This window comes from Microbulbifer jejuensis (assembly GCF_047289955.1).
Lineage (GTDB): Bacteria > Pseudomonadota > Gammaproteobacteria > Pseudomonadales > Cellvibrionaceae > Microbulbifer.
This window is the reverse complement of sequence record NZ_JBLBUB010000005.1, coordinates 46247-69342: the sequence shown is the minus strand read 5'-3', so window position 1 is coordinate 69342 and position 23096 is coordinate 46247. Positions and strand designations below refer to the sequence as shown.

Sequence of the window (23096 nt, the reverse complement as noted above, 5' to 3'; positions counted from 1 at the left end):
GAGATAAGTATATGGAGTTCGCCGTGTTTTTGAGTCACTACACAGTTTATGGTGTCAGGCTGCTCTTTATGCTTCTTGGTTGTAATTGCCTCTGGGCTATCAGCAGTGCCCGGGCCCCTGGCAGGCCCCGGTCGGCAGCGTATTGGGAGCAAGGGTTCCAATTTGTAGGTTGAAATAGTGGCTATCACCAGACAACCTGATAGCATGTACCACCCTATTCAAAACCATCTGGATGAATTCCTATGCAGCTGCATTCTCGAGTTTTCGGGCGCAGTATCGCGGTTCTGCTTTTTGCCTCGGTACTGCTGTCTGCGTGCGGAGAGATGAAAAATGGTGAGAGCGGGCAGAGATCCCTGGATTTCGCCCGCCTCGACGCCTTTCCCTCCACCTATGCGATCAAGCAGTCGCGCCCTGTCCTGATTCAGGGGGCTACATTACTCACCGGTTCCGGTGCGCAAATGGAAAAAGCAGACCTGTTGCTGGAAGAGGGCAGCATTGCCCAGATTGGCAAAGCCCTCAAGGCGCCCGAAGGGGCCCTTATCGTCGATGGCGAGGGCAAATGGGTCACCCCCGGTATTATCGATGTGCATTCCCATCTGGGTGATTACCCCGCACCGTCCATCGAGTCCTCTCAGGATGGCAACGAAATGACCTCCCCCAATACGGCGCAGGTTTGGGCTGAACACTCGGTGTGGACTCAGGACCCCCAGTTCCCCCTGGCCCTGGCCGGTGGGGTAACCACGCTTCAAGTTTTGCCAGGCTCTGCCAATCTCTTCGGCGGACGCAGTGTTACCCTCAAGAATGTACCGGGCCGCAGCGTACAGGATATGAAGTTCCCCGGGGCTCCCTACGGGCTGAAGATGGCCTGTGGTGAAAATCCCAAGCGCGTCTACGGTGGCAAGGGGACTTCCCCCTCCACCCGCATGGGTAATGTAGCCGGTTATCGCAGTGCCTGGATAGAGGCGAGCAATTACAAGAAGCGATGGGAGGACTATGTTGAGAGCGGCGGTGACGAGCCGGAGCGCGATCTGGGGCTCGAGACACTGGCCGGTGTACTCAACGGCGATATTCTGGTGCACAATCATTGTTATCGCGGTGAAGAAATGGCGGTGATGATGGATATTGCCGACGAGTTCGATTTCAAGATCTCCACATTCCACCATGCTGTCGAGGCTTACAAGGTGGCGGACCTGCTGGCAGAGAATAACGTCTGTGCGGCTATGTGGGCCGACTGGTGGGGCTTCAAACATGAGGCCTTTGATATGACAGAGGCCAATATCGCCATTGTCGATCAGGCCAGGGCCTGTGCAATGATTCACTCGGACTCCGGGGTGGGGGTGCAGCATCTGAATCAAGAGGTGGCCAAGGCGATGGCTGCCGGCCAGCGTGCGGGCTTCGATATCCAGCCCAAAGATGCCGTTGCCTGGATGACACTAAACCCGGCAAGGGCCCTGGGTATTGACGCGCAGGCTGGCAGCCTGGAGAAGGGCAAGATGGCCGATGTGGTGGTTTGGTCCGGTAACCCCTTTAGTGTCTACACCCAGGTGGAACAGGTGTTTATCGATGGCGAACTGATGTATGACCGCACCGACAAGAAGCGCCAACCGCGCAGTGATTTTGAGTTGGGTATTCTCAATGCCGAGGGAGAGCGACTGTGAATAAAGTAGTTGTTTTTTGTACTCTGGCTCTGGGATTGCTTTTCAGTAACGCCCAGGCCGAAACCATCCTGATCAAGGGGGGGAAGGTTCACACCCTGTCCGATAAAGGTAGCCTGGATACTGCCGATATCTTGATTGCGGATGGCCGCATTGTGCAAGTGGGCTCCTCTTTGGATGCCTCTGCCGAGCGGGTAATTGATGCCAGTGGCAAGGTTGTAACCCCGGGGATTGTCGCACCGATTTCGGAGCTGGGCCTGGTGGAAATCAGTGCTGCCAGTACCACCAATGATCAGGCGGTCACAGGTGAAAGTATCGGCAGCGCCTTTAATCCGCTGCCGGCTTATAACCCGAAGTCCACCCTGATTCCGTTTAATCGCGCAGGTGGTGTAACCAGTGCTGTGGTGTTTCCCGGAATCAGTCCCTGGGACAGCGGTGCGGTGGAAGCCCAGCGGGTATTCGCCGGGCGCAGCTTTGCGATCAAATTGAATGGCGAGTTCGACAGTGTTGAAGCCAGGGATGTTGCCCAGAAGGCCTATCTGGGAGAGGCGGGCGCACAGTTGGCTGGCGGTAGCCGTGCCAGTGCCTATGCCAAAGTGGAGAGCGCTCTGCGTGAGGCCATAGAGTTCCGGGAAAACCGTTCGGCCATTCGCCGTGGCGAATGGCGTCAGCTGGACTACAGTTTGGCCGATCTGGAAGCCCTGCAACCGGTAGTGGATGGCAAGACGCCCCTGGTGATCACTGCGAACCGCGCCAGTGACATCCTCGCAGCCATAGCGCTGGCAAAAGCCTTTGACGTAAAGCTGGTGATCCTGGGTGCGGCAGAGGGCTGGATGGTGGCGGATCAATTGGCCGAGGCCCAAGTGCCGGTGGTGATTGATGCGATCAACAATCTGCCAATCTCCTTCTCGAGCCTGGGCGCACGCCTGGATAATGCCGCCTTGTTGACCAAGGCCGGAGTCAAGGTGGCGATCAGCGGCCCGGATTATGCCTCGACACACAATATCTATCTCTCGCGCCAGTCCGCCGGTAACGCCGTCGCCCATGGCCTGCCTTATGAGGCGGCACTTAAGTCTATTAGTAGCAATGTTGCCGATATCTTCAGTCTGGAGGGTGGTACCCTGGAGACGGGCGCTGTTGCGGATATTGTGATCTGGAGCGGAGACCCGCTTGAAGTGACCAGTTACCCGGAGCAGGTACTGATTGCGGGGGAGCCCCAGTCATTGGTGACCCGGTCCACCCGCTTGCGTGACCGTTACTTGAAGCCATCCAAGGGCCACAATTTTGGTTACCGGCATTGAGCGCGCGCAATATTTGATGACGGCGATAGTCAATAGACAGGAGCGGGCAATAGGCCCGCTCTTTTTTTGGTGGAATATTTCAGATAGTACGGTGTCATTTGCCAACGGCATAATGCGCCAAAAGGTCATACACTTGGATAGTATTTGTGTGGCTGGTGAACAGATTAAAGCGATATAGTGGATCAGCGGCTCAATAAGAAAAAAGGAACAACAGGATGGCGAATGTAACAGCCCTTTATACCGGTCTCTGCGCAATTTTAATCATCTATCTTGCCATTAGGGTGGTGCAGTTTCGGCGCACGAAAAAGCTCGGAATGGGCACCGGGAATGATCTGTTCAATGAGATTCGCGTGAGAGTGCATGCCAATGCCATTGAATATATTCCCATAGCACTACTGTTGTTGCTGGTCGCCGAGCTGAGCGGTCTGGCTCGAATGTGGTTGCATTTTTTTGGCAGTGCATTTCTTTTGTCCAGAGTCTGCCATGCCTATGGTCTGTCGGCAGGCAAGGGCGGAGCCCATATGGGGCGTTTCTGGGGCACGCTGATCAGCTGGGTGGTGATACTGGTTCTGGCGATCATCAATATCGTTATAGCTGTGATGGCGATGTAAACTGGCGTTTTGCGTTGTCCGGGAGCTGGGTGCAATCGCACTTGAGGACTGGTTACAGGCGCAGGATCTGCTGGTGATAAAAAAGCCCGGTAGAACCGGGCAGAGTACAGGGATAAAAATACAAGTGCCTACTGATTTGCCACAAAAGGGGTAACGGTTTCCTCTCCGCCTTCATGTGCACCGTTCTCTTTTTGTTCCAGCAGAGCTTCCGGTTTGCCCTTGCAGGCCTTGGCCAACGCGTCGCGACGCCTGGCCAGTAACAAGCCTATCTCTTCACCGGCCTGTTCATTGATGCCCTCAATATGGCGCTCAATCAGCGCGGTAATATTGGCAGCCAGTTCCAGCATTTTGTCGTGTTCTTCAGCGTCTTTTTTATTGTCAAACATTGCTCCGTCTCGATCACATTTCCAAACAGCTACTACGGCCATGATATGACTCCCACTTGTCTTGCAGACAGTTCAGGTTATTTGTATGGGCGTACATTAGCTGTATAAATATTCAGTGTCAACAGCCAATTTAAAAAAGGGACAGCCGTGAATGATGCTATTGCTGGAGCGAAAGTGGATTGGTGCCTGAGGAATAGGCTGCAATATCCCCTTGACAGTCCAATAAGCTAAACAGGCTTTCGGATCAGTAAAATTGCGCCACCGGTGGGTGCATTCTGCGAGCGCAAGCTACAAAGGTGCCGGTGCGTTTCGCCGACCGGGTCAGTAAAGGGCAATCGGTAGTCTTGCAGAAAGTTAAACAGAGAGCAGAAGCCGTGCGGCAAGGGCAATTAGTAGCAAACCAAACAATTGTTGTATGCGTTGTCCCAGAGGTTTACTCACCAGTTGTCGCTTGCGGCTGGCGTGAACAGTCAACGCAATGATGCAGTACCAAAGTGCATCCACTCCGGCCACCAACGTGGCCATACCCAGTTTGGTTGCCAATGCCTGTTGCTCTGATACGAACTGGCTGAACAAGGCGGTGAAGAAAACAGCAATTTTGGGATTAAAAAAGGCAACGCCGAAACCCTGGGCGATCGAGCGCCTGAGACTCTGGTGATTGGTTTCCAGATTGACGGCATGGGAACCCAGGGTGGGGCCGCTCAGGGCTTTCCAGCCCAGATACACCAGCATGGCGGCACCGGCCCATTGCAGGATGCCAAATAAAAGCCCCGAGCGGGTAATGAGTACTGCCAGGCCGAAAGCGGTCAGTGTGGCATAAATTGCGACACCGGCGCCATGGGCAATGGCGCAGGCAAGTCCCTGGCGCCAGCCGGAAGCGGCACTGCGCAACACGATCAGGAGGCTGGGACCGGGCGACATGGCCCCGAGCGCGCAGATACCTGCAAGAGATAACCAGCCGAGTAAATCCATTATTTTAACTGCCCTCTGTATCTGCCATTACTTATTCCATGTAGTGGATTCACCGTCCCAGGATTGCATTGCACATCAGGTGCTGCCCAAACCTCTTATAAACCACTTAAAAAGCAGATCAACAGAGGTGGAGCACAGGGAACTCCTCAGGTCCTATCCAGACTGCTGCTGCGCATTGGCAAAGTATGCCACAGTGGAGGCATCTAGCGAGAGGTTCTCACTGTACTGGCCGGATATGCTGAGGTAACTGGGCTGAAATTACCTCACTCAATGGCATGCGCTCAGCAAAAGGTCGGCTCGATTATTATGCTATTGAAATCATTCTGGCTGGAACATTATTTCCCTTAATAGACTAAAGGAAAAATTATAGTTTATTGCATCCAAAGCCATGCCTGACCCCGTCTCAGAGGTGTACAAGAAAAAACGATCTGGAGGTCACAATGTTCACTGCGGTATCATTCCGGAAGGTACAGTTTTGCGCCATGTTGGTGTTGATATTAGGTGGATTGCCAGTTGGTCAGAGTAGGGCGGCGGAATTGGGTTTCTCGATGGAGAAGATCAACCGGGAGCTTACTGAGAAGATCGACCAGCACTTTATGTTCAAGCTTAATAAATGGCGAGCCAAGCATATTTTCCAGGGTAGCGGTTTCCCCTATCCGGTGCGAATCGCCGAGGACAAGCCCCTGCGCGGTGCAACACCGGGTCCTTACTCAAAAGGCCGGCTCACGGTCATGTAACGGCAGCGGGATTTGACACTTGCCTGACTGTGCAACAACGCGAGTAAAGAGAACGATTAGAGAGCAAAAAATGAGAGCGAGAACTATCTTTTCGGTGCGGGCAGGCACCCATTGGTTCATGGCAGTAGCAGCCTTATTTGTCGCCCAGGGCAGTTGGGCACAGGAGAATACCGCCACTATGCCGGAGCCCCCAGCCCCTCCTGCAGTGGACATTGAAGCCCCGGAGGCCGCATCGCGCGTGCGTATCCTGCGTGATGAAAATGGTGTGCTCACGATTAAAACCCGTGGAGAGGATGGTGAGCGCAGTGAGGTTCAGGTGGACCTTGGTGAGGAATTCGGTGGTCCACTAAGCCAGCGCATTATTGAGAAACTCGAACGCAAGGGGATTCTCGATGAGCGCGGTCAGGTGGTTGAGGAGGCGCTTGACAGTGTCCCGGAGAATGTGGAAATCGGCCTTTCCCGGCGTTACGACCACTCTTCCAGCCACTGGTTTAGAGATCACGAGGTTGAGCAGCTAGATGAATTGTTGATACCAATCGTTGCCCTGCTCTGTGTTTTTGGTATGCCGGTGTTGATTGTGTGGTTGGTCACCCATAATAGCTATCGCAAGAAGCAACTGTTGATGGACAACATCAACCGCATGGTGGCAGAGGGCCGGGATGTTCCGCCGGAGTTGTTTGATGCCCTGGATGGCAATAGTCCGGGGAGCCCTAAAGACCGGGGTATCACCCTAATAGCAATTGGCTCGGCGGTATTTATATGCCTTACAGCCTTGGCGGGTATCGAAGTGGGTAGTCTGGGAGTGATCCCTCTCTTTATCGGTCTGGCCCGCTTTATCAACTGGAAGCTGGATAACAAGCAGGCGTAAGGACAGCGAATATGGACCTCGATGATGAGGGGCTGATCAGACGCGCCGTCGAAAACGGGGACCAGCGGGCCTACGCGCAGCTGGTTCGCCGCTATCAGTCTCAGCTGCGATTCTCGCTCCGGCAGCTGTGTGGTGGTGACCAGGGCCTGGCAGACGATATGGCTCAGGAGGCATTTATCAAGGCCTACAAAGCGTTGCCGGCATTTCGGGGAGATGCCCGCTTCAGCACCTGGCTGTACCGTATTGCCTACAATCTTGTTATGAGTCACAAGCGTAAGAATACGCCGGAAGTGGATCAGGAAGCAGTAGATAAGGCCCAGGCTGATGAAAGTGTGGAGGAAGCCCAGCAATTGGCTATGGCCAGGGACCTTGACTCCGCCATGGAATCACTCAGTGATGTGCAACGCCAAGCCATACACTTATCCCTGCAGCGGGGTTTTTCTCATGAAGAAACGGCGAATATCATGAAGTTGCCACTGGGTACGGTAAAATCTCATATCAATCGCGCCAGGGCCAAGCTGCGCAGCTTGCTGCAACCTTGGCACGAGGAGGTGGTCAATGGTTAATTTTGAACAACATCACAGAAAGGGCAGCGCTTTGCGCGATACAGCTATAGAGGGCAAAGATCCGGTGTTCGATGCCTGGTTGAGTGAACAGCTGCAACTCGGGGAGCCCTACCTGGATGACAATGGCTTCTGTGACCGGGTGATGGCCGAGTTGCCGGTGTCATCAAGGCGTGCTGAGCGCCGTGCCAGTGGATTCCAGTATCTCGCTGTGCTGGCTGCCTCCGGTATTGTTGCCTGGCAGTTTCCCTTTGGAGAGGTATTGAGCGAAGCCGCCCGACAATCTATCAGCCTTTACAGTCTGGTTGGTATGGGGATGCTCTCCTCTCTGGTGGTTATGGCCGGCGGTATTCTTGCTGCCCGTCACTAAGCCTTGAGCATTAAGGGGTTCTCTATAAATTAAGGAAAACTTAATTTATAAAGATACCCTTAATGGAATGATAGTGAGGTGAAGGAATTACAGGTGTTTTTGCCTTCCAGTTTCACTTAAAAAAGTAAAAAAACAGGAAATATCCATGAATTGGAAAGTGCTATTATGTGTGGCAGCTTTGTCTGTGGCTGCTTATGACTGCTTTGCAGGTAACGATAAAGTGAAATCAGATGTGTCATCTACTTTAAAAGAACTGATTGATAAAAATAATTTAACGGGTTCTTATTTTGTTGGGCTTGTAGATTCAAGTGGACTTTCTTTTTTCAATGCCTATTCAAAAGGTGACCGCCAGTTAAGCAAAGATACTCCGATTCTTATCGCATCTCATACTAAGGCATTGACTGGCACATTATTGGCTATTCTTCATGATGCAGAAAGAATAGATTTAAGTAAACCTATATCCTATTATGACCCCACGCTAATTACCAGCGGAAAGATTGACGCTAACAAAATTACAGTGGAACAACTGCTTACACATACATCCGGTTTTACGAGTGTTCCATTTACCTTTAAAACGGCATTTCTTGGTTACGCCGATCAGCTTGAGTTAACCAGAGCTTTAAATGAGCATATGCTTGTTGCGCCGGACCATCAGTTTAGATATTCAAATACGGGGCCAATTGTGGCTTCAATGCTTGCTGAGTCTGTTATGGGCAAACACTGGGCTGAGCTCATCTCATTGTATATTACCAAGCCTTTAGGTATGAGTGCTACAACTGCAAATATTTCTGGGGTTACGAATATATTGCCTGCAATTACCACTGCAAAAGACGGTGGTGTTTTTGATTATGGGCACCACAAAACAAATGCCACCATGCACCCTGCAGGCGGTCTGGTTTCTACAGCAAGCGACCTTGCTGCCTGGCTGAAAACCAATATCAACCAGGATGCCTCAAAATTATCCAAAGGCGATATTTTTGAGAAAATGCACGATAAACAGGTCGCTCAAAAAAGAACCTATTTCACTTATGCGCGTGATGGCTATACATTGGGATGGGATGTGGCGGAATACAATGGTGAAGCCCTATTGACGAGGTTTGGTAATTACGGTGGCTACAGTATACATGTGTCCTTTATGCCCGAGCGAGCAATAGGGGTCATAGCCTTTACCAATCAGGATATTGCGTTCACTCTGCCCCATGTGATTGCTAACTATGCTTATAATTCTGTGCTTGAGAAAGGCAATCGTTATGAATTACTGAAGCAGGAATCGCAACGGTTAGCGGAATCGATCAAAGCAGAGCTGATGGATGCGCCTGATAGTGACCTGATAGTACAAGCTGATGAGTTGCCGTCTAATTTGTTAGGGACTTACAGAAATAATAAAGGCTGGCCGGAACATAAGATTTATATTACCAATGACCAGGTAAAAATAGATTGGGGCAGTCTTAAAGGGGCTCTATTGAAAGATGAGCAGGGTTATAACGCTCATTTTGGTGTATTCAGTAGGAAGATTTCAATTATCCTGGGGCAGAACAATAGGGCTACGCTTAAAAATGGCTCACTTATTTATAAAAAGCCAGGCGCTAGTGTTCAGGAGCCTGATGTGTCAGGCAAAGTTTAAGCGCTGGCAAAACTGGTAACAGGAGGTCTGTCGCTGACGGGCAGCACTACTGTTTCATTAATAATACGATTTCGGGGCACCGCCATACTGATACACAAGGCGTTTAAGCCGCTTAGGTGAAGTTTGTGCACTCTTAGCTGAATCAATCCAGGTCAACACACCAGTAATGTCAAGGACTTGGCACAAGCTCACGCTCCAAGGCTGTGCGGTCCCAGCCCGAGATATTGGCAGCCGCCTCATAGGTAGTTTGGAGGAACTCTAGCAGCCTGTCGTCAGGCGATTCTGATGTTCGCACATCGTCGTAGGAGAGAATGAATTCGCCCAACTTGTCCGAGTAGTAGGCTTCTGCGGGTGACACTTGCGCTTTAGAGAATCCATCCGGTGCCGGATAGGCATAGGAGTAAAACGATGGGGTCTCGATCTTGCCGCCACCTGGCCAGAATCCTGCACTGCTCACCTCGTGAGAGTAGGCCTCGCGGGCGACCCAATCCGGAAGGTGTGGCACGCCTCCCGGATGAGGTGGCGCCTCTCTGCCCGAAAAGCGTGTCACGGCCAGGTCGAAGCTGCCCCAGAAAAAGTGGACAGGGCTGCATTTTCCAATAAAACGGGAGCGAAATTCCTTGAACACGCGATCCATCTGCACCAGGGCGCGCCAGAATCGTGTGGCAAATTCGTGATCATAATGATGGTGCTTATTATCTTTTTCGAATGGAATTGCATCGGCTACTTCGCTGGGTGTGGTAAAGATCTGGATATCGAGACCAAGTGTCGCGAGTGCCTTGAGAATATCTTGATAAAAACTGGAAACAGAGCGCGACTCCAGCGCTAGGAATTGTTGGCCGCCATTGGTTGTCTGGATCACAAGTTGGTGGTCAAGCAGGTCGAAGGTGATTTCAAATGCCCTGCCATCATAGGGAATCAGCGACGTACCGAGGCCGCGCGCTGTTACGTAGAAGGGGACATGCCAGGAATGGTTTGTCCACGGGGTTTGCGCGAGTCGAATCTTTCCGACTATTTGGGTCCACATATGGAGTGTCGCCGCTGTATCCGACCAGTTTTTAAAGGGAAGCTCCGGCCAGTCGGCGGTCTGGGATCGGTTTGATAAGCCGATAGTCAATACGGTCTCCTGCCTTTTCGAGCGGCCTCAATGCTGTGCGACACTTTGTTAAGTGTATGGGTGTGTCGCTGCCGAGCCGCGCTGTAGCGATCTACTTGAGCAATGGTTTGAAATAACAGTGTATACCCCTTTGTTCAGGGTGGGGCTTTGGCTGGTTAGTCAAGCAATATTGAAGATGACATTCTTGTGCTGAGCCAGCACTCGTCGTCCTGCCGCGGGCGCCGGCACAGGTATAACTGGGCAAATATGGGTTGCACTACCCGGTAATCGGGGTCACAGAACACTTGTGCAACCCGTTGCCCTGGTCAGTTCGCAAAGTGGCAGTCAAGAATTTCCCGAGCCGCCGGGACAACCGCTTTACCCCTGAAAGCGGCCAATGCCACTAGGGTCTGGTACAAGCGATACGCCTTTTTCTGGCGCAGGCTGTGACAATTGGAGCATTGGGTATCCGCTCCGGCAGGCGCATACCTCTGCATCGGGCTTCTTCCGCCTGGCAAAGGAGGGGGATGCCGTTCTTCCCAAATCAATCCGGTAAACAGAAGCTGCTGTACCAACAGCTGGCATAGCTGCCCTTTTTATCCCGGGTCGCTATAATCCCGCGCCAAGTGATTTTCTCCTATTGAAGTACCCCCTATGAATAGTCAAACCCCCGATCTTTCCGCCATTCACGGGTTTCTGCTGTGCCCGACTCCGGAGGCCTGGATTCACGCAGCGCTGGCCGAGCCAGAATTGATGCTGGTGGACCATGCAAACTGTGAAAAGAAGGCGGCGGGTACAGCGCTGAACCTGATGTTTCGTTACCTCAATGACTTCGAGCTGCTCAACAAAATGTCGCGTCTGGCACGCGAGGAATTACGCCACTTTGAGCAGGTGCTGGCGATTATGGAGAAGCGTGGCATCGCCTATCCCCATCTCAGTGCGTCTCGTTACGCGGCGAGTCTGCGCGCCGAGGTGCGCACGACCGAGCCGGGGCGACTGGTGGATACCCTGATCTGTGGCGCGATTATTGAAGCGCGCTCCTGTGAACGTTTTGCCCGAATCGCGCCCTTTCTGGATGAAGAACTACAGGGGTTCTATCTCTCTCTTTTGAGGTCTGAGGCCCGTCACTTTCGTGACTATCTGTACCTAGCCGAGAAGACTGCCGGTGAGGGCACGGCGCCACGGGTCCAGGTGTTGCTGCAAGTGGAGCGGGAACTGGTAGAGCACAGTGACAGCATTTTCCGCTTCCACAGCGGTGTCCCGAAGTAGTTCAATTATTGAGGGCTTTAATCCTTATCCAGGCGGTCAATAAGGTTCAAAAATTCCTGTAAGTCTTTACCGCTCTTATAATCCACCGAGAACTTGTTATGAAAAAAGATCGTGAGCTTCACTTTGCTTGAATGGATAAAGGCCGTATAGCCGTCAAAATCGGTGCTCACTGTCAGCCCTTGGTAATGCCAGCCATCGCGCTCTTTGCGGCCCTCCCTGGTGACCCGGTCGAATACCCGCAGGGCTTGCTTGACGTCGACTTTGTGCGCCTCTTCCATAGCGGCCTCTCTGTGTGGTGAAGCGGGATGGGTGGATATTGGAAATTTTTCCCCTGGGTTGAACTGAAACCTTTGGCAGAGTGAATTCGGATAGTGCTCAACAGTGGGTTTGTGTTTAGTTTACTATTCTAGTGCCTGTCCGTGTTCAGGTTTGCTGTAACCCCCGGCTTGCGTACAAGAGGGCAGATGGTGAGGTGGCAGTAATAGGCTCCGGATAGCGGATGATTTGCAGTTTTCGGTGATTTTCTTCGGGTTTGTTTCCTTTAAGGGGGTATTTGACGCCGTTTTGGGCTACGCCGGTCTCAGGTGGGTTTGGCAGGGGGCAGCGATTCCGTGGATTTGCTGTCGTCACCTTTGATCTGGTAGCGACGCAAAGCCAACTCGGCAATATAGGAAGACATAAAGACCCGTCCACTCAGCTCCTGCAGCAGTTTGGAGCGCCCCATACGGTCCAGCACTGGTCCCTTTACTTCGGCCAGATGCAGGCGTATGTCGTGTTCCCTCAGGTCTCGGTTAATTTGCTGTAACCGCTCTATCGCAGTGCTGTCAATCCGGTTTACCGAAGAGAGAATAAGTACCAAGTCGTGGGGGTTCCGGTGGCGCTTGACCTCGACCAGCAGGCGTTCTTCAACGGCGCTGATATTGCTGAAGAACAGGTTCTCATCAATGCGCAGAAACAGGATACCCGGTTGGGTTTTTACTGTGTGCCGCAGAACATTGCGGAAATGCTCGCTGCCCGGTACGCGTCCGACCACAGCAATGTGGGGTCTGCTGGTGCGCCAGATAAGGGTGGCGAAGGACAATCCAATGCCCAGCCCAATACCAGTTTCGACACCGAACAGCAAAACACCCAGCAGGGTGCCGGCCATGGCGAGACCGTCGGTGCGGTCGTAGTGCCAGTGCAGGGCCATGGCACGCAGGTTTATCAGGTTGGCGGCCGCTACGATAATGGTTGCGGCGAGCACGCATACCGGCAATTCCGTGAATATCCGGGCCGCGTACAGCAGGACCAGGGCAATCAGCACGGCAGCGATCACCCCACTCAATGGAGATCTGGCTCCAGCCTCATCATTCACGGCTGTGCGTGCGAAACTGCCTGTGACTGCGAAGCCGCCTGAGAATGCGCTGAGCAGGTTGGCCGCACCCAGGCCCCGGAGTTCGGCGCTGGCATTGAGTTTTTCCCCCCGGCGCAAAGCGATAGCATGGGCGATGGAGAGACTTTCCACAAATCCGAGCAGGGCAATAATCAGTGCCGGCAGCATCAACTGGTGCAGCAGGCTCAGGCTGAAAGTTGGCATCTTCAGCTCTGGCAGGCCGGCCGGAATATCGCCGACCACGAGTATTTCCTTTTCCCAATGGAATAGGGCGGTGAACAAAATTGCCAACAGGACAATCAGCATCGGAGCCAGGCGAGACAGCAGTTTTGCCCTGGGCGGGCCGACCCCCATTTTTATCAATACGAAGGGAAGGCCCAGGCGTGCACCGATCAGGCTCAGCAGGGCAGCGAAGCCGAGGATGGCGGTTTGTGGGTCCGTATCGGAAGTGTTGCTGAGGGTGCTCAGCAGTATTTCCAGGGCCGTATCACCACTGTTCTCTATTCCCAGCAAAGGAGCGATTTGACCGACAATAATGAGGATAGCTGCACCGGAGATAAAGCCGTCCACAACCGGCAGGCTCAACAGATTGGACAGACTGCCGAGGCCGAGGAACCCCATCAAAAGGAGTATCAAACCACTCAGCAGGGCGAGGAGGATGGCGCCGTTGATGTATTCGGCACTACCCGGTGTGGCGATAGGGCTGAGGGCCGAGGCGGTCATCAGGGCCAGCACCGCCACCGGGCCCACTGACAGTACTGAGCTTGAACCAAACAGGGCATAACCGGCCAGTGGCAGTAGGCCCGCATAGAGCCCCAGATACGGTGGCAGTCCTGCCAGGGCTGCATAGGCCAGCGCCTGGGGTACAAGCATCATACTGGCAATGAGCGCGGCAATGGCATCACCTGCCAGCCATTCGGGCCGGTAATGCTTAAGCCAGGGCGAAATCAGATGGTGCACCCGCATATTGTATCCATTGGGCGTTGGCGGCCCCTAATTGTAGTGCGCTGCAGCGGCAAGCCAGGCGGGCGCCATTGAGAGGGCACCGGGCTTGCTTGGGTAACCCGAACGCAGAATGTTCGTTTTGAGACTTAATTGAAACTGTATTTAGCGGTGAGTAGCGCAGTAAAGCGGGGGTTTCATCATTTCGATCTTTTCAGCTGGTCGTTGAATAGCGCAGAATGCAAACGATGACAAAACCCGCCAGTTTGAATGCTAACTTGGCCGCCACAGAGACCATGGAGAGCTGACCCGGGTGTTGTCGGCAAAGGCGGTGACGGTATTGAGGCCGCCGATTCAGTCATCATTGGAGGACTCCGCACAGTAGAGTTGGTAGAGGGTTTGCAGCAGGGACAGGGCCCGGGGGGCTGCAACCCGGTAGTAGATGTGTTTGCCCGCGCGCCGGGTGGCCACCAGGCCCTCGCGGCGCAATACGCCCAGCTGCTGGGAGAGGCTGGGTTGATGAATGTCCAATTGCTTTTCAAGCTCGCTGACGTTGAGTTCTTCCTGGCTGAGCTGGCACAGCAGGAGCAGGCGATCCCGATTGGCCAGGGAGCGCAGCATGGCGGTAGCCTGGCCAGCGGATTCGCGCATTTTTCTGAGATCGGGTTTGTCGGTATTGGGCATAGGGATCGGCTACTGACAGGTTTCACAAATACAATATATTGTTTTGTATATTATCAGATTGTATATTGCTGGGCCAATGTATTGTAGGGGTTATGTGATGCCACAGAGAAAGCAGGTCACTCAGGTGCAGCCGTTTCTTGACAGGGATACGGACACCTGGAGCTATGTGGTGTACGACCGGGAGGGGGGTTCGGCTGCGGTTGTGGATGCCGTACTCAACTTTGACGCTGCTTCCGGACGCACCAGTAGCCGGGGTGCAGAGGAGATAGTGTCGTTTATCCGGCGCAAGCGGCTTACGTTGGAGTGGATGCTGGAGACCCATGCACACGCGGACCATCTGTCAGGGGCGCCCTTTCTCAAGGGTCAACTGGGTGGGCGCATTGCCATCGGGGAGCAGATACGCCAGGTGCAAGAGATTTTTCGCGAAGTGTTTAACCTGGAGCGGGGATTTTTGGTCGATGGTAGCCAGTTTGATCACTTGTTTAAAGATGGTGATATTTTCCAAGTAGGGGAGCTGGAAGCGCGGGTGATTTACAGCCCCGGGCACACGCCTGCGGATATGGTGTGGTTGATCGGTGATGCCCTATTTGTCGGCGATACCCTGTTTATGCCGGATGTGGGGAGTGCCCGCTGTGATTTTCCCGGTGGTGATGCCTCCCAGCTGTACCACTCTGCACGAAAAATCCTGGGGTTGGGGGAAGAAATCCGCCTGTTTGTGTGCCACGATTACCCGCCCCAAGGCAAGCGTGACCACCAGTGTGAAACAACAGTGGGTATCCAGCGTCGTGACAATATCCATTTGCGCGAAGGTATTAGTGAGGCGGAGTTTGTCGAGATTCGCAAGAGGCGCGATGCGAACCTGGCTATGCCAAAGCTGATTATCCCCTCGGTACAGGTCAATATCCGCGCAGGGCAACTCCCCCCGGCGGAATCCAATGGCACTGTCTATCTGAAGGTGCCACTCAATCAACTCTAGGATTGTGCCGTAGGGACGCGGTATCTTCCCGCCCGATTGCTGTTCTTCCGGCAATCTGTTGTGGTGACGGGCTAACAATACAGGAAAGCCTTTGCCCCGATGCCGATAGGCTCCGGTACAGAAAGTCGGTCATGGCTTTGTCGCGGGGCAAGTAGAGTCCTTGTGATAGAAACGTGATGATTTGGTGATCGCCAGTGGATATTTCCCCTTTAGCCTGAAAAAGGTTCTTCGGTCTTTTACTTGTATAACCACAGACTTTGGGGATAGCTATGAAAATAAAACCATTTCTAGGCGCGTTGACGTTGGCTGCTGCCGCGACAGGCGTTCAGGCACAAACGGTTTCAGTGGAAGTCACCAACCTTACCCACAGCATTTATTTTACACCGCTGCTGGTTTCCGCCCATGTGGGCGAATTTCACCTGTTTGACATCGGCTCCGCCGCCACTCTTGAACTTCAAATGATGGCCGAGGGAGGAGATATCAGTGGGTTGGTCGCCTCGGCTGAATCTGTGGGGGCGACCAATGTGGAAAACCCGGCCGCCGGTCTGTTGGGGCCTGGTACCAGTGTCAACATAGAGGCATTTGATACCGGCAACAACGGATTTCTGTCCCTAACCGCCATGCTGCTGCCCACCAATGACGGCTTTGTCGGGCTCGATGCCTGGGAAATCCCCACGGAACCCGGCAGCTATACCCTGTACCTCAACGCTTATGATGCCGGTACCGAAGCCAACGACGAGCGAGTGGTTGCAGGTAGCGGTGCGCCATTTGTCGCGGGAATACCCGCCAATCCCGGTGGCAACGGTGAAGCCGGTGGCACCGGTGTTGCGATCGAAGAGGTCAACCAGCGAATACACATTCACCGCGGCAATATCGGCGATACCGATCCGGATGCCGGTATCAGTGATCTGGACGCGCGTGTTCACCGCTGGCTGAACCCTGTGGCTAAGGTCGTAGTGACTGTCCAATAGGGTGGCAAGGGGAGGATTCACCATGAAAAGATTGAAATTGGGCGCTCTGCTAGTATCACTGGCCATTTCAGCCCTACTGACCGGCTGCGATAGCGATAACAACAACCGTGCCGATGTACCGGACAACCCTGCACCTGCACCTGCACCTGCACCTGCACCTGAGCCTGAACCCGTCACGGTTGGGTTTGAAGTAACGGTTACCAACCTGACCCACGGCCAGCCCCTGTCACCGGTGGCGGTGGTGGCCCACGATGGTACTTTGCGCGGTTGGACTGTCGGCCAACCCTCCAGCAACGGCCTTGAGCTGCTTGCTGAAGGCGGTGACAACAGCGAATTTGTTATGGCGTTCGAGGATGCTGGCAGCTTCGCCTCTGTAAGTGCAGAAGCACCGCTGGGTCCCGGCGGTACAGAAAGCCTCTCTCTGAGCTTTGCCGAAGAGGAAGGCGTACTGTTGACGGTCGCCACCATGCTGGTCAATACCAATGATGCATTCAGTGGGGTCACTCGAGTCGATGTTTCCACTCTGGCGGTGGGTGAGTCACTGCAGCGGTTGGCGCCGATATACGATGCGGGTACCGAGTTTAACAGCGAATTGGCCGGCACTATTCCCGGCCCCGCCGATGGTGGCGAAGGTTTTAACGCTGAGCGGGAGGATGTGAACTTTGTCGCACGTCATCCCGGCATTGTCAGCCGGGCAGATGGATACGCCGAGTCGGTTCTCGACCAGTCACATCGTTTTGACCAGCCGGCCATGCTGTTAAGTATCACTCGCACCGAGTAATAATTGCGGCGTTGGTGCGACAAACAGTCCGGGACCTGCCGTATCCCCTTTACAGGAGGGGCTGCGGCAGGAAGACGACTGTGACCCGGTGGGCCGCTATGAACATGCGTATTTTGATAATAGAGGATGATCACGACATATTGCGCCTGTTGCGCATGAATCTGGAGGCACTGGGATACTCGGTCACCTCCTGTGACAATGGGGAGCAGGGGCTGATGCGGGCCCTCAACCAGAAATTCAACCTGTTGGTGCTCGATGTGATGCTGCCGGGTCTGGATGGGCTGGAGATCTGCCGCCGCCTGCGGGACGCCGGCAATGCCCTCCCAATTCTGATGCTTACCGCGCGCAACTCCGAACTGGATCGGGTGCTGGGGCTTGAAATGGGCGCCGATGACTACCTTCCCAAGCCATTTGGTGTACGGGAGCTGCAGGCACGCGTCAAGGCCCTGTTGCGTCGTACCGCACTGAACGCCCAGGCGAAAGACCGCGAGGATTGTGTGATCACCTGTGGTCGCCTGCACATCGACTGCACTAAACGGCTCGCAACGCTGGATTTGCGCCCACTGGAACTGACGGCGCGGGAGTTCGACCTGCTTTGCTACCTTGCCAGCCACCCGGGCAGGGTATTTCGCCGAGCGCAGATTCTGGACGCGGTCTGGGGCTACCAGCACAGCGGTTACGAGCATACGGTGAATTCCCATATCAATCGCCTGCGCAGCAAACTGGAGTGTAACCCTTCGCAACCGGAGTATGTGCTGACGGTATGGGGTGTGGGTTATAAGTTCAATGATGCAATTTCTGCGTGATGCTTTCTTTCGGCGCCTGGCACTGCTGCTGTTATGCAGTTTTGTGGTTGTGGGCGTGCTGTTTCTGCTGTTGATGCGCTATGTGGTCAGCGCACATCAAAATGAAGTGGCGCAGAACCTGCACCGCGATCTGGCTCGCCACCTGGTCGATCAACATCCATTATTTATCGACGGCCATCCGGATAAAGAGGGCCTTTATCACCTGTTTCACAACCTGATGGTATTGGGCCCGAACTTCGAATTCTACCTGCTGGACCCACAGGGCGAAGTGCTCGCCTATTCTGCCGATCCGGCCCAGATCAAGCGCCGGCATATTGAAGTCGAGCCTATTCACACTTTTCTCGACAGCCCCACTGAAATTCAGCGCACAATATACGGTGCGGACCCCCGCGACCGCGAGCGGCGCAAGGTCTTTTCCGCGGCCCCAGTGAAGCGGGATGGCCAGCTTAAAGGCTATATGTACGTGATTATTGGCAGTGAGATATTCGATGATGTGGCGCAGGGGGTGTGGCAGAACCAGATCCTGCGTTGGGTAGTGGTGGTTTTCCTCGGTGGCCTGATACTTAGCTTGATCGCTTCTTTGTGGGTATTTGGCCTGCTCACCCGCCCACTGCGGCAACTCACTGGGGATATGCAGCGCTTTCGTGCCGCTGGCCTGCAACAGGAGCTGCCGTCAACTCCCTGGGATGCCAATGCCAACGATGTGGTTCACCGCCTGGGCAGTGCCTTCAATGCACTGTCTGCATCGTTGCGGGAGCAGTACTTGCGTATAAAAACCGTCGATGAAATGCGCCGCGAACTGTTGGCCCACATCTCTCACGACCTGCGCACGCCGCTTTCGTCCTTGCGGGGATATCTGGAAACCTGGCTGATCAAACGCGAAGAACTGCACCCGGACGATAGCCGGTACTATGTGGAGACGGCTTATCGCAATAGCAAAAAGGTGAATCGGCTGGTGGAGCAGTTGTTTGAACTGGCCTGTCTGGAGAGTGCCGATGTACCGATGAACTTCGAGGCAATCGTGCTTGCGGAATTGGTACAGGACGTACTGCAGAAATTTGCTCTAAAAGCCCGCCAGCACTGTGTACGAATGGAGGTGACCCCGCAAGACTCAACCATTGTCGTACACGGTGATATTGAAAAACTCGAACGGGTTTTCTCCAACCTGATGGAAAACGCCTTGCGTCATTGCAAGTCTGGTGACGAGGTCATTGTGCAATTGCAGCCCCGCGGTGAACAAGTGCTGGTCAGTGTAAAGGACAGCGGCAGCGGAATACCCGCCGATGATCTGCCACATATATTTGAGGCTCATTACAGGGCTGCCAACAGCGTGTCCGACAGCGGCGGGCAGGGCGGGCTCGGGCTTGCAATCACCAAAAGGCTGCTGGCACTGCACCAGGTCGATATCAGTGTGCATAGCAGGGAAAATCACGGTACCGCCTTTGAGTTTCAACTGCGCTGTAGTTGAGATTCATTGCACTAGACATGCTCTGGTATTTCGGTTTGCGGCCTCTGGGCATCCCGGTATTTTTCTTATGCTACAGAGGTATGGTGTGACACCTGGCCCTCCTGCTGGGATCTGTTGGCCTCCCGTACCCCCACAAAACCTATACTTGAATCTATCCGGAAGGGTATGCGAACGGCAGGGAAATGTCCTGAGGCCCTTGGATCAGCCGGGGCTGTTTTTGTGAGACCGGAACAGGGCAGCCAAATAGCCCGGGCCCGCGGGCTCCGCTGCTGCTGCATACCTTCGCACCCCGGCGGCACCGCTACAGGGATATTCTGATTTGCGCGCAGCTTCCTGAAAAATATAAAGAAGATCTTGGACTTTGACGGCTTCAAACCTATGATAGAAGCCCCGTTTTGGGCCGGTAAATGAGTCCAATTGCGTTAAAAATCCCTGTTACGGTCCGATAAGGCATGGTTCAAGTCAGAAAACATCATTCCTACGGTGTTGAGTGCGAACTCGATTTGGAGTCCTGGCTGCGCCATATGCAGAAACTGGCCGGGCTGGATGGCGCGCAGGTTGTAACTCTGCGCCGTGCTGCTGAGATGAGTGCCGAGGCGGAGCAGCGGGCCATAGCGGCGGAAAACATCTGGGCGGAAGGTGCCAGTAGTTTTGCCACCGGGCTGGAAATGGCCGAGATACTGGCCGACCTGCAAATTGATTCCGAGGCACTGGTCGCCGCTGTACTGTATCGAGCGGTACGGGAAAAACGCCTGCAACTCGGGCAGGCGGAAGAGGCATTTGGCCCGGTAGTGACCAAGCTGATTCGCGGAGTCTTGCGTATGGCTGCGATCCGTAGCCGCAGTGCGGGTACCGGTGATGAGGGCAGGGGCGGTGCTATAGAGGAGCATTCGGAGAATATCCGCCGCATGTTGGTGGCGCTGGTGGATGATGTGCGGGTGGCATTAATCAAGCTTGCGGAGCGCACCTGCGCGATTCGCGCGGCAAAGAATGCCGAGCAGGCTAAGCGCACACGCGTGGCCAGGGAAGTGGCCGATATTTACGCCCCCCTTGCGCACCGTTTGGGTATTGGTCATATCAAGTGGGAGCTGGAGGATCTTTCGTTTCGCTATCTGGAACCGGAAGATTACCAACAGATTGCCCACCTGTTAGATGAGAAGCGCCTGGCGCGGCAAAAATATATCGATGCGGTCTTGGACCTGCTCCGTGGCGAGCTGGCGTGTGCGGATATTGAGGGGGATGTTTACGGCCGGGCAAAGCATATTTACAGTATCTGGCGCAAGATGCGCCACAAGAATATAGGTTTCTCACAGGTATACGATATTCGTGCAGTACGGATACTGGTGCCTACGGTACGGGACTGTTATGCGGTGTTGGGGATAGTGCATAATTTATGGCGCAACATACCCAACGAGTTTGATGATTACATCGCCTCCCCCAAGGAAAATGGCTATCGCTCTTTGCACACTGCGGTGATCGGGCCCGAGCGCAAGGTACTGGAGGTGCAGATCCGCACCTTCGCCATGCACGAGGAGGCCGAGTATGGGGTCTGTGCACACTGGCGTTACAAGGGCACCGATCTGAAGAAAAGTGGCGGCCAGGACAGCTATGAGCAGAAAATTTCCTGGCTGCGCCAGGTCCTCGACTGGCACGAGGAAGTGGGTGGGAATCCGCTGCGGGATGACTTGCGAACCAGTGATGTTGATACGCGTATTTACGTATTTACCCCGGATGGGCATGTCGTGGATTTACCCAGCGGCGCCACGCCTTTGGATTTCGCCTACAAGATTCACACTGAAATCGGTCATCGCTGCCGCGGTGCCAAGGTGGATGGGCGTATAGTGCCTCTCAATCACGCATTGCGTACTGCCAACCAAGTGGAAATTCTCACCAGCAAACGAGAGGCCCCTAGCCGCGACTGGCTGTCTTCGGGCATGGGCTATATCACAACTTCGCGGGCGCGCGCCAAAATTATCCACTGGTTCAAGCAGCAGGCACGGGACCAGAATATTGCCGATGGACGCGGCATTCTCGATAGCGAGTTCAAGCAATTGGCGCTGGCAGAGTTCGATTTTGAGAAACTTGCGGCCAAGCTGAATATGTCTTCACTGGAGGATCTCTATGCGGCTGTGGGTGCCGGAGATATTGGTGTTGGCCAGGTTTTGAATGCCGCCCAGCGCATGGTCAAGGTGGTAAATGTGGACCAGGTGCCTTCGCTAACGGCACCGGTTGCCAGGGGGGAGGGCAAGGCGGACGTCTATATCGATGGCGTCGGCAACCTGCTCACCCATATTGCACGCTGCTGCAACCCCTTGCCGGGTGACGACATTATGGGTTATATCACGCTCGGCCGGGGGGTCTCTATTCATCGCAAGGACTGTGCCAATATGCTGCGTATGCAGGCGGAGGAATCCGATCGGGTGTTACAGGTGAGTTGGGCAGAGAAGCCGCAGGAGCTCTATGCGGTGGAAATTGTGATCGAGGCTTACGACCGCCATGGCCTGCTGCGCGATGTCACAGTGATGCTGGATAGCTATAAGGTCAATGTCACTACCATGCAAACCAGATCCAATAAGCACAGACACACCGTGGAAATGGTGCTCACTGCAGAGATCCACAACTTTGAAGAATTGAGCCGCGTGCTACACCGCATCAACCGCCTGCCCAATGTCGCTTCGGCAAAGCGGCGCATGCTGCACTGAGGAGGGGGGCAAGTGCAAGACGAATACTCGCTGGAAGACCTGCTATACCTGATGTCCCGGCTGCGCAATCCCAGGAGCGGCTGCCCCTGGGATTTGAAACAGACATTTGCCAGCATAGCGCCCTGTACGATTGAAGAGGCCTATGAAGTAGCCGAGGCCATCGAAGCCGCGGACTACGAGCATTTGCGCGAGGAGCTGGGCGATCTGCTGTTTCAGGTCATCTTTTATGCCCAACTGGGCCGGGAGCAGGGCTGTTTCGATTTTGCACACATTGTCGATACCCTGGTGCGCAAACTTGTGCGCAGGCACCCCCATATATTTCCCGATGGCACCCTTGACTGTGAGGCCGACGCTGGCGATGTGGATGCGGTGCAGGTGAAGCGAAACTGGGAGGCGATCAAGGCCGCCGAGCGCAATGTCAAAGGTGAAGCCGGAGTCCTGGCCGGGGTGGCGGTGGGACTGCCAGCGATGACACGTGCGGCCAAATTACAGAAACGCGCTGCGCAAGTCGGTTTCGATTGGCCGGATATCCAGGGTGTGCTCGATAAAATCGAGGAGGAGATTGCCGAACTGCGCGAAGCTGTGGCGCTGGGTGATCGACGGCACGTGGAGGAAGAGCTGGGTGATCTGGTATTTTCCTGTGTGAATGCCGCGCGTCACCTGAAGTTAGATCCGGAGGCGATACTGCGTCGCAGCAATCGCAAATTCGAGCGACGCTTTGGTGCTGTGGAGGCAGCGCTACAGACCCAGGGGCGTCGGTTTGCGGATGCCAGCCTGCGGGAACTCGACCGGCTTTGGAAGCGGGCGAAAGCGGAGCAGGCGCCCGAACCCCGCAATCCCTGACGTAAAACCTCAATGGGTTGGGGGTTTGATCGAAAGCCACCGGGCCCCGCGCTTGACCGGAGCTGTGTGATTTTACGGGAATGGGATGGTATAAGCAGC

22 protein-coding genes are annotated in these 23096 nt (G+C 54.3%); 16 read left to right on the top strand and 6 right to left on the bottom strand.

Translation table 11 applies throughout. The features are described from left to right. The first annotated feature begins 242 nt into the window (after positions 1-242). The 3 genes from ACL7TT_RS04690 to ACL7TT_RS04680 all read left to right on the top strand — a co-directional run bounded on the left by ACL7TT_RS04690 (position 243) and on the right by ACL7TT_RS04680 (position 3567). A complete protein-coding gene (locus tag ACL7TT_RS04690; protein ID WP_413393552.1) occupies positions 243-1658 on the top strand; it encodes an amidohydrolase in 1416 nt (471 codons plus the stop codon). After that, positions 1655-2956, top strand: a complete 1302-nt coding sequence (locus ACL7TT_RS04685; RefSeq protein ID WP_413393550.1) for an amidohydrolase family protein — start codon at positions 1655-1657, stop codon at positions 2954-2956. Before ACL7TT_RS04690 ends, ACL7TT_RS04685 begins: the two co-directional genes overlap by 4 nt. Before the next feature lie 215 nt (positions 2957-3171). After that, entirely contained in the window at positions 3172-3567 is a 396-nt protein-coding gene (locus ACL7TT_RS04680) for an MAPEG family protein (protein ID WP_413393548.1), read from the top strand. A gap of 128 nt (positions 3568-3695) precedes the next feature. Here the strand turns inward: ACL7TT_RS04680 and ACL7TT_RS04675 are convergent, their stop codons facing one another. Further along, positions 3696-3995 carry a YebG family protein gene (locus ACL7TT_RS04675; RefSeq protein ID WP_413393547.1) on the bottom strand — a complete coding sequence of 100 codons (300 nt, stop codon included), beginning with the start codon at positions 3993-3995 and terminating at the stop codon, positions 3696-3698. A 312-nt stretch (positions 3996-4307) separates the two neighbouring features. Then, a complete protein-coding gene (locus tag ACL7TT_RS04670) occupies positions 4308-4925 on the bottom strand; it encodes a LysE family translocator (RefSeq protein WP_299946375.1) in 618 nt (205 codons plus the stop codon). 440 nt (positions 4926-5365) lie between these two features. On the opposite strand from ACL7TT_RS04670, the gene ACL7TT_RS04665 reads away from it, so the two are divergent. The 5 genes from ACL7TT_RS04665 (at position 5366) to ACL7TT_RS04645 (ending at position 9087) form a co-directional block, all read left to right on the top strand. Further along, positions 5366-5662 (top strand): hypothetical protein, encoded by a 297-nt coding sequence (locus tag ACL7TT_RS04665; protein ID WP_299946373.1) that lies wholly within the window; start codon positions 5366-5368, stop codon positions 5660-5662. Positions 5663-5732: 70 nt separating this feature from the next. Beyond that, positions 5733-6530 (top strand): DUF6249 domain-containing protein, encoded by a 798-nt coding sequence (locus tag ACL7TT_RS04660; RefSeq protein ID WP_413393545.1) that lies wholly within the window; start codon positions 5733-5735, stop codon positions 6528-6530. A gap of 11 nt (positions 6531-6541) precedes the next feature. After that, complete coding sequence (locus tag ACL7TT_RS04655; RefSeq protein WP_299946369.1) at positions 6542-7096, top strand: sigma-70 family RNA polymerase sigma factor; 555 nt, start codon at positions 6542-6544, stop codon at positions 7094-7096. Continuing rightward, positions 7089-7463 carry a hypothetical protein gene (locus tag ACL7TT_RS04650; protein WP_299946367.1) on the top strand — a complete coding sequence of 125 codons (375 nt, stop codon included), beginning with the start codon at positions 7089-7091 and terminating at the stop codon, positions 7461-7463. The genes ACL7TT_RS04655 and ACL7TT_RS04650 overlap by 8 nt, the downstream gene beginning before the upstream one ends. A gap of 145 nt (positions 7464-7608) precedes the next feature. Continuing rightward, complete coding sequence (locus ACL7TT_RS04645) at positions 7609-9087, top strand: serine hydrolase domain-containing protein (protein WP_413393542.1); 1479 nt, start codon at positions 7609-7611, stop codon at positions 9085-9087. A 169-nt stretch (positions 9088-9256) separates the two neighbouring features. On the opposite strand, the gene ACL7TT_RS04640 is transcribed toward ACL7TT_RS04645, so the two are convergent. After that, on the bottom strand, positions 9257-10204 hold the full coding sequence (locus ACL7TT_RS04640; RefSeq protein WP_413393541.1) for a DUF5996 family protein: 948 nt from the start codon (positions 10202-10204) through the stop codon (positions 9257-9259). A gap of 633 nt (positions 10205-10837) precedes the next feature. On the opposite strand from ACL7TT_RS04640, the gene ACL7TT_RS04635 reads away from it, so the two are divergent. Continuing rightward, complete coding sequence (locus ACL7TT_RS04635) at positions 10838-11452, top strand: MiaE family protein (RefSeq protein WP_413393540.1); 615 nt, start codon at positions 10838-10840, stop codon at positions 11450-11452. Positions 11453-11469: 17 nt separating this feature from the next. Here the strand turns inward: ACL7TT_RS04635 and ACL7TT_RS04630 are convergent, their stop codons facing one another. From ACL7TT_RS04630 to ACL7TT_RS04620, 3 genes are all read right to left on the bottom strand, one after another. Further along, positions 11470-11730, bottom strand: coding sequence for a DUF3081 family protein (locus ACL7TT_RS04630; protein ID WP_299944806.1), 261 nt, complete (start codon positions 11728-11730; stop codon positions 11470-11472). 302 nt (positions 11731-12032) lie between these two features. Continuing rightward, the gene (locus ACL7TT_RS04625; protein WP_413393538.1) at positions 12033-13790 is read right to left on the bottom strand and encodes a SulP family inorganic anion transporter; all 1758 of its coding nucleotides are present in this window, start codon (positions 13788-13790) and stop codon (positions 12033-12035) included. 330 nt (positions 13791-14120) lie between these two features. Further along, entirely contained in the window at positions 14121-14450 is a 330-nt protein-coding gene (locus ACL7TT_RS04620; protein ID WP_413393537.1) for a metalloregulator ArsR/SmtB family transcription factor, read from the bottom strand. 97 nt (positions 14451-14547) lie between these two features. Here ACL7TT_RS04620 and ACL7TT_RS04615 point away from each other — a divergent pair, with 97 nt between their 5' ends. From ACL7TT_RS04615 to mazG, 7 genes are all read left to right on the top strand, one after another. After that, entirely contained in the window at positions 14548-15426 is an 879-nt protein-coding gene (locus ACL7TT_RS04615) for an MBL fold metallo-hydrolase (protein WP_413393535.1), read from the top strand. Positions 15427-15695: 269 nt separating this feature from the next. Next, positions 15696-16397 carry a spondin domain-containing protein gene (locus ACL7TT_RS04610; RefSeq protein WP_413393533.1) on the top strand — a complete coding sequence of 234 codons (702 nt, stop codon included), beginning with the start codon at positions 15696-15698 and terminating at the stop codon, positions 16395-16397. 22 nt (positions 16398-16419) lie between these two features. Then, a complete protein-coding gene (locus tag ACL7TT_RS04605; RefSeq protein WP_413393531.1) occupies positions 16420-17178 on the top strand; it encodes a spondin domain-containing protein in 759 nt (252 codons plus the stop codon). Between the two features lie 98 nt (positions 17179-17276). Beyond that, complete coding sequence (locus tag ACL7TT_RS04600) at positions 17277-17984, top strand: response regulator transcription factor (protein WP_299944817.1); 708 nt, start codon at positions 17277-17279, stop codon at positions 17982-17984. Then, on the top strand, positions 17965-19452 hold the full coding sequence (locus tag ACL7TT_RS04595; protein WP_413393529.1) for a sensor histidine kinase: 1488 nt from the start codon (positions 17965-17967) through the stop codon (positions 19450-19452). Before ACL7TT_RS04600 ends, ACL7TT_RS04595 begins: the two co-directional genes overlap by 20 nt. Positions 19453-19904: 452 nt before the next feature. Then, on the top strand, positions 19905-22154 hold the full coding sequence (relA, locus tag ACL7TT_RS04590) for a GTP diphosphokinase (protein ID WP_413393527.1): 2250 nt from the start codon (positions 19905-19907) through the stop codon (positions 22152-22154). 12 nt (positions 22155-22166) lie between these two features. Beyond that, a complete protein-coding gene (gene mazG, locus ACL7TT_RS04585) occupies positions 22167-22997 on the top strand; it encodes a nucleoside triphosphate pyrophosphohydrolase (RefSeq protein WP_413393525.1) in 831 nt (276 codons plus the stop codon). Positions 22998-23096: the final 99 nt, after the last annotated feature.

Bases quoted from the DNA above. Each gene is read 5' to 3' on its own strand.
- ACL7TT_RS04650 (WP_299946367.1), top strand. From the start codon at position 7,089: ATGGTTAATTTTGAACAACATCACAGAAAGGGCAGCGCTTTGCGCGAT.
- ACL7TT_RS04630 (WP_299944806.1), bottom strand. From the start codon at position 11,730: ATGGAAGAGGCGCACAAAGTCGACGTCAAGCAAGCCCTGCGGGTATTC.
- ACL7TT_RS04675 (WP_413393547.1), bottom strand. From the start codon at position 3,995: ATGGCCGTAGTAGCTGTTTGGAAATGTGATCGAGACGGAGCAATGTTT.
- ACL7TT_RS04645 (WP_413393542.1), top strand. From the start codon at position 7,609: ATGAATTGGAAAGTGCTATTATGTGTGGCAGCTTTGTCTGTGGCTGCT.
- ACL7TT_RS04615 (WP_413393535.1), top strand. From the start codon at position 14,548: ATGCCACAGAGAAAGCAGGTCACTCAGGTGCAGCCGTTTCTTGACAGG.
- relA (WP_413393527.1), top strand. From the start codon at position 19,905: ATGGTTCAAGTCAGAAAACATCATTCCTACGGTGTTGAGTGCGAACTC.
- ACL7TT_RS04610 (WP_413393533.1), top strand. From the start codon at position 15,696: ATGAAAATAAAACCATTTCTAGGCGCGTTGACGTTGGCTGCTGCCGCG.
- ACL7TT_RS04660 (WP_413393545.1), top strand. From the start codon at position 5,733: ATGAGAGCGAGAACTATCTTTTCGGTGCGGGCAGGCACCCATTGGTTC.
- ACL7TT_RS04680 (WP_413393548.1), top strand. From the start codon at position 3,172: ATGGCGAATGTAACAGCCCTTTATACCGGTCTCTGCGCAATTTTAATC.
- ACL7TT_RS04620 (WP_413393537.1), bottom strand. From the start codon at position 14,450: ATGCCCAATACCGACAAACCCGATCTCAGAAAAATGCGCGAATCCGCT.
- ACL7TT_RS04690 (WP_413393552.1), top strand. From the start codon at position 243: ATGCAGCTGCATTCTCGAGTTTTCGGGCGCAGTATCGCGGTTCTGCTT.
- ACL7TT_RS04635 (WP_413393540.1), top strand. From the start codon at position 10,838: ATGAATAGTCAAACCCCCGATCTTTCCGCCATTCACGGGTTTCTGCTG.
- ACL7TT_RS04665 (WP_299946373.1), top strand. From the start codon at position 5,366: ATGTTCACTGCGGTATCATTCCGGAAGGTACAGTTTTGCGCCATGTTG.
- ACL7TT_RS04605 (WP_413393531.1), top strand. From the start codon at position 16,420: ATGAAAAGATTGAAATTGGGCGCTCTGCTAGTATCACTGGCCATTTCA.
- ACL7TT_RS04595 (WP_413393529.1), top strand. From the start codon at position 17,965: ATGATGCAATTTCTGCGTGATGCTTTCTTTCGGCGCCTGGCACTGCTG.
- ACL7TT_RS04670 (WP_299946375.1), bottom strand. From the start codon at position 4,925: ATGGATTTACTCGGCTGGTTATCTCTTGCAGGTATCTGCGCGCTCGGG.
- ACL7TT_RS04600 (WP_299944817.1), top strand. From the start codon at position 17,277: ATGAACATGCGTATTTTGATAATAGAGGATGATCACGACATATTGCGC.
- ACL7TT_RS04625 (WP_413393538.1), bottom strand. From the start codon at position 13,790: ATGCGGGTGCACCATCTGATTTCGCCCTGGCTTAAGCATTACCGGCCC.
- ACL7TT_RS04655 (WP_299946369.1), top strand. From the start codon at position 6,542: ATGGACCTCGATGATGAGGGGCTGATCAGACGCGCCGTCGAAAACGGG.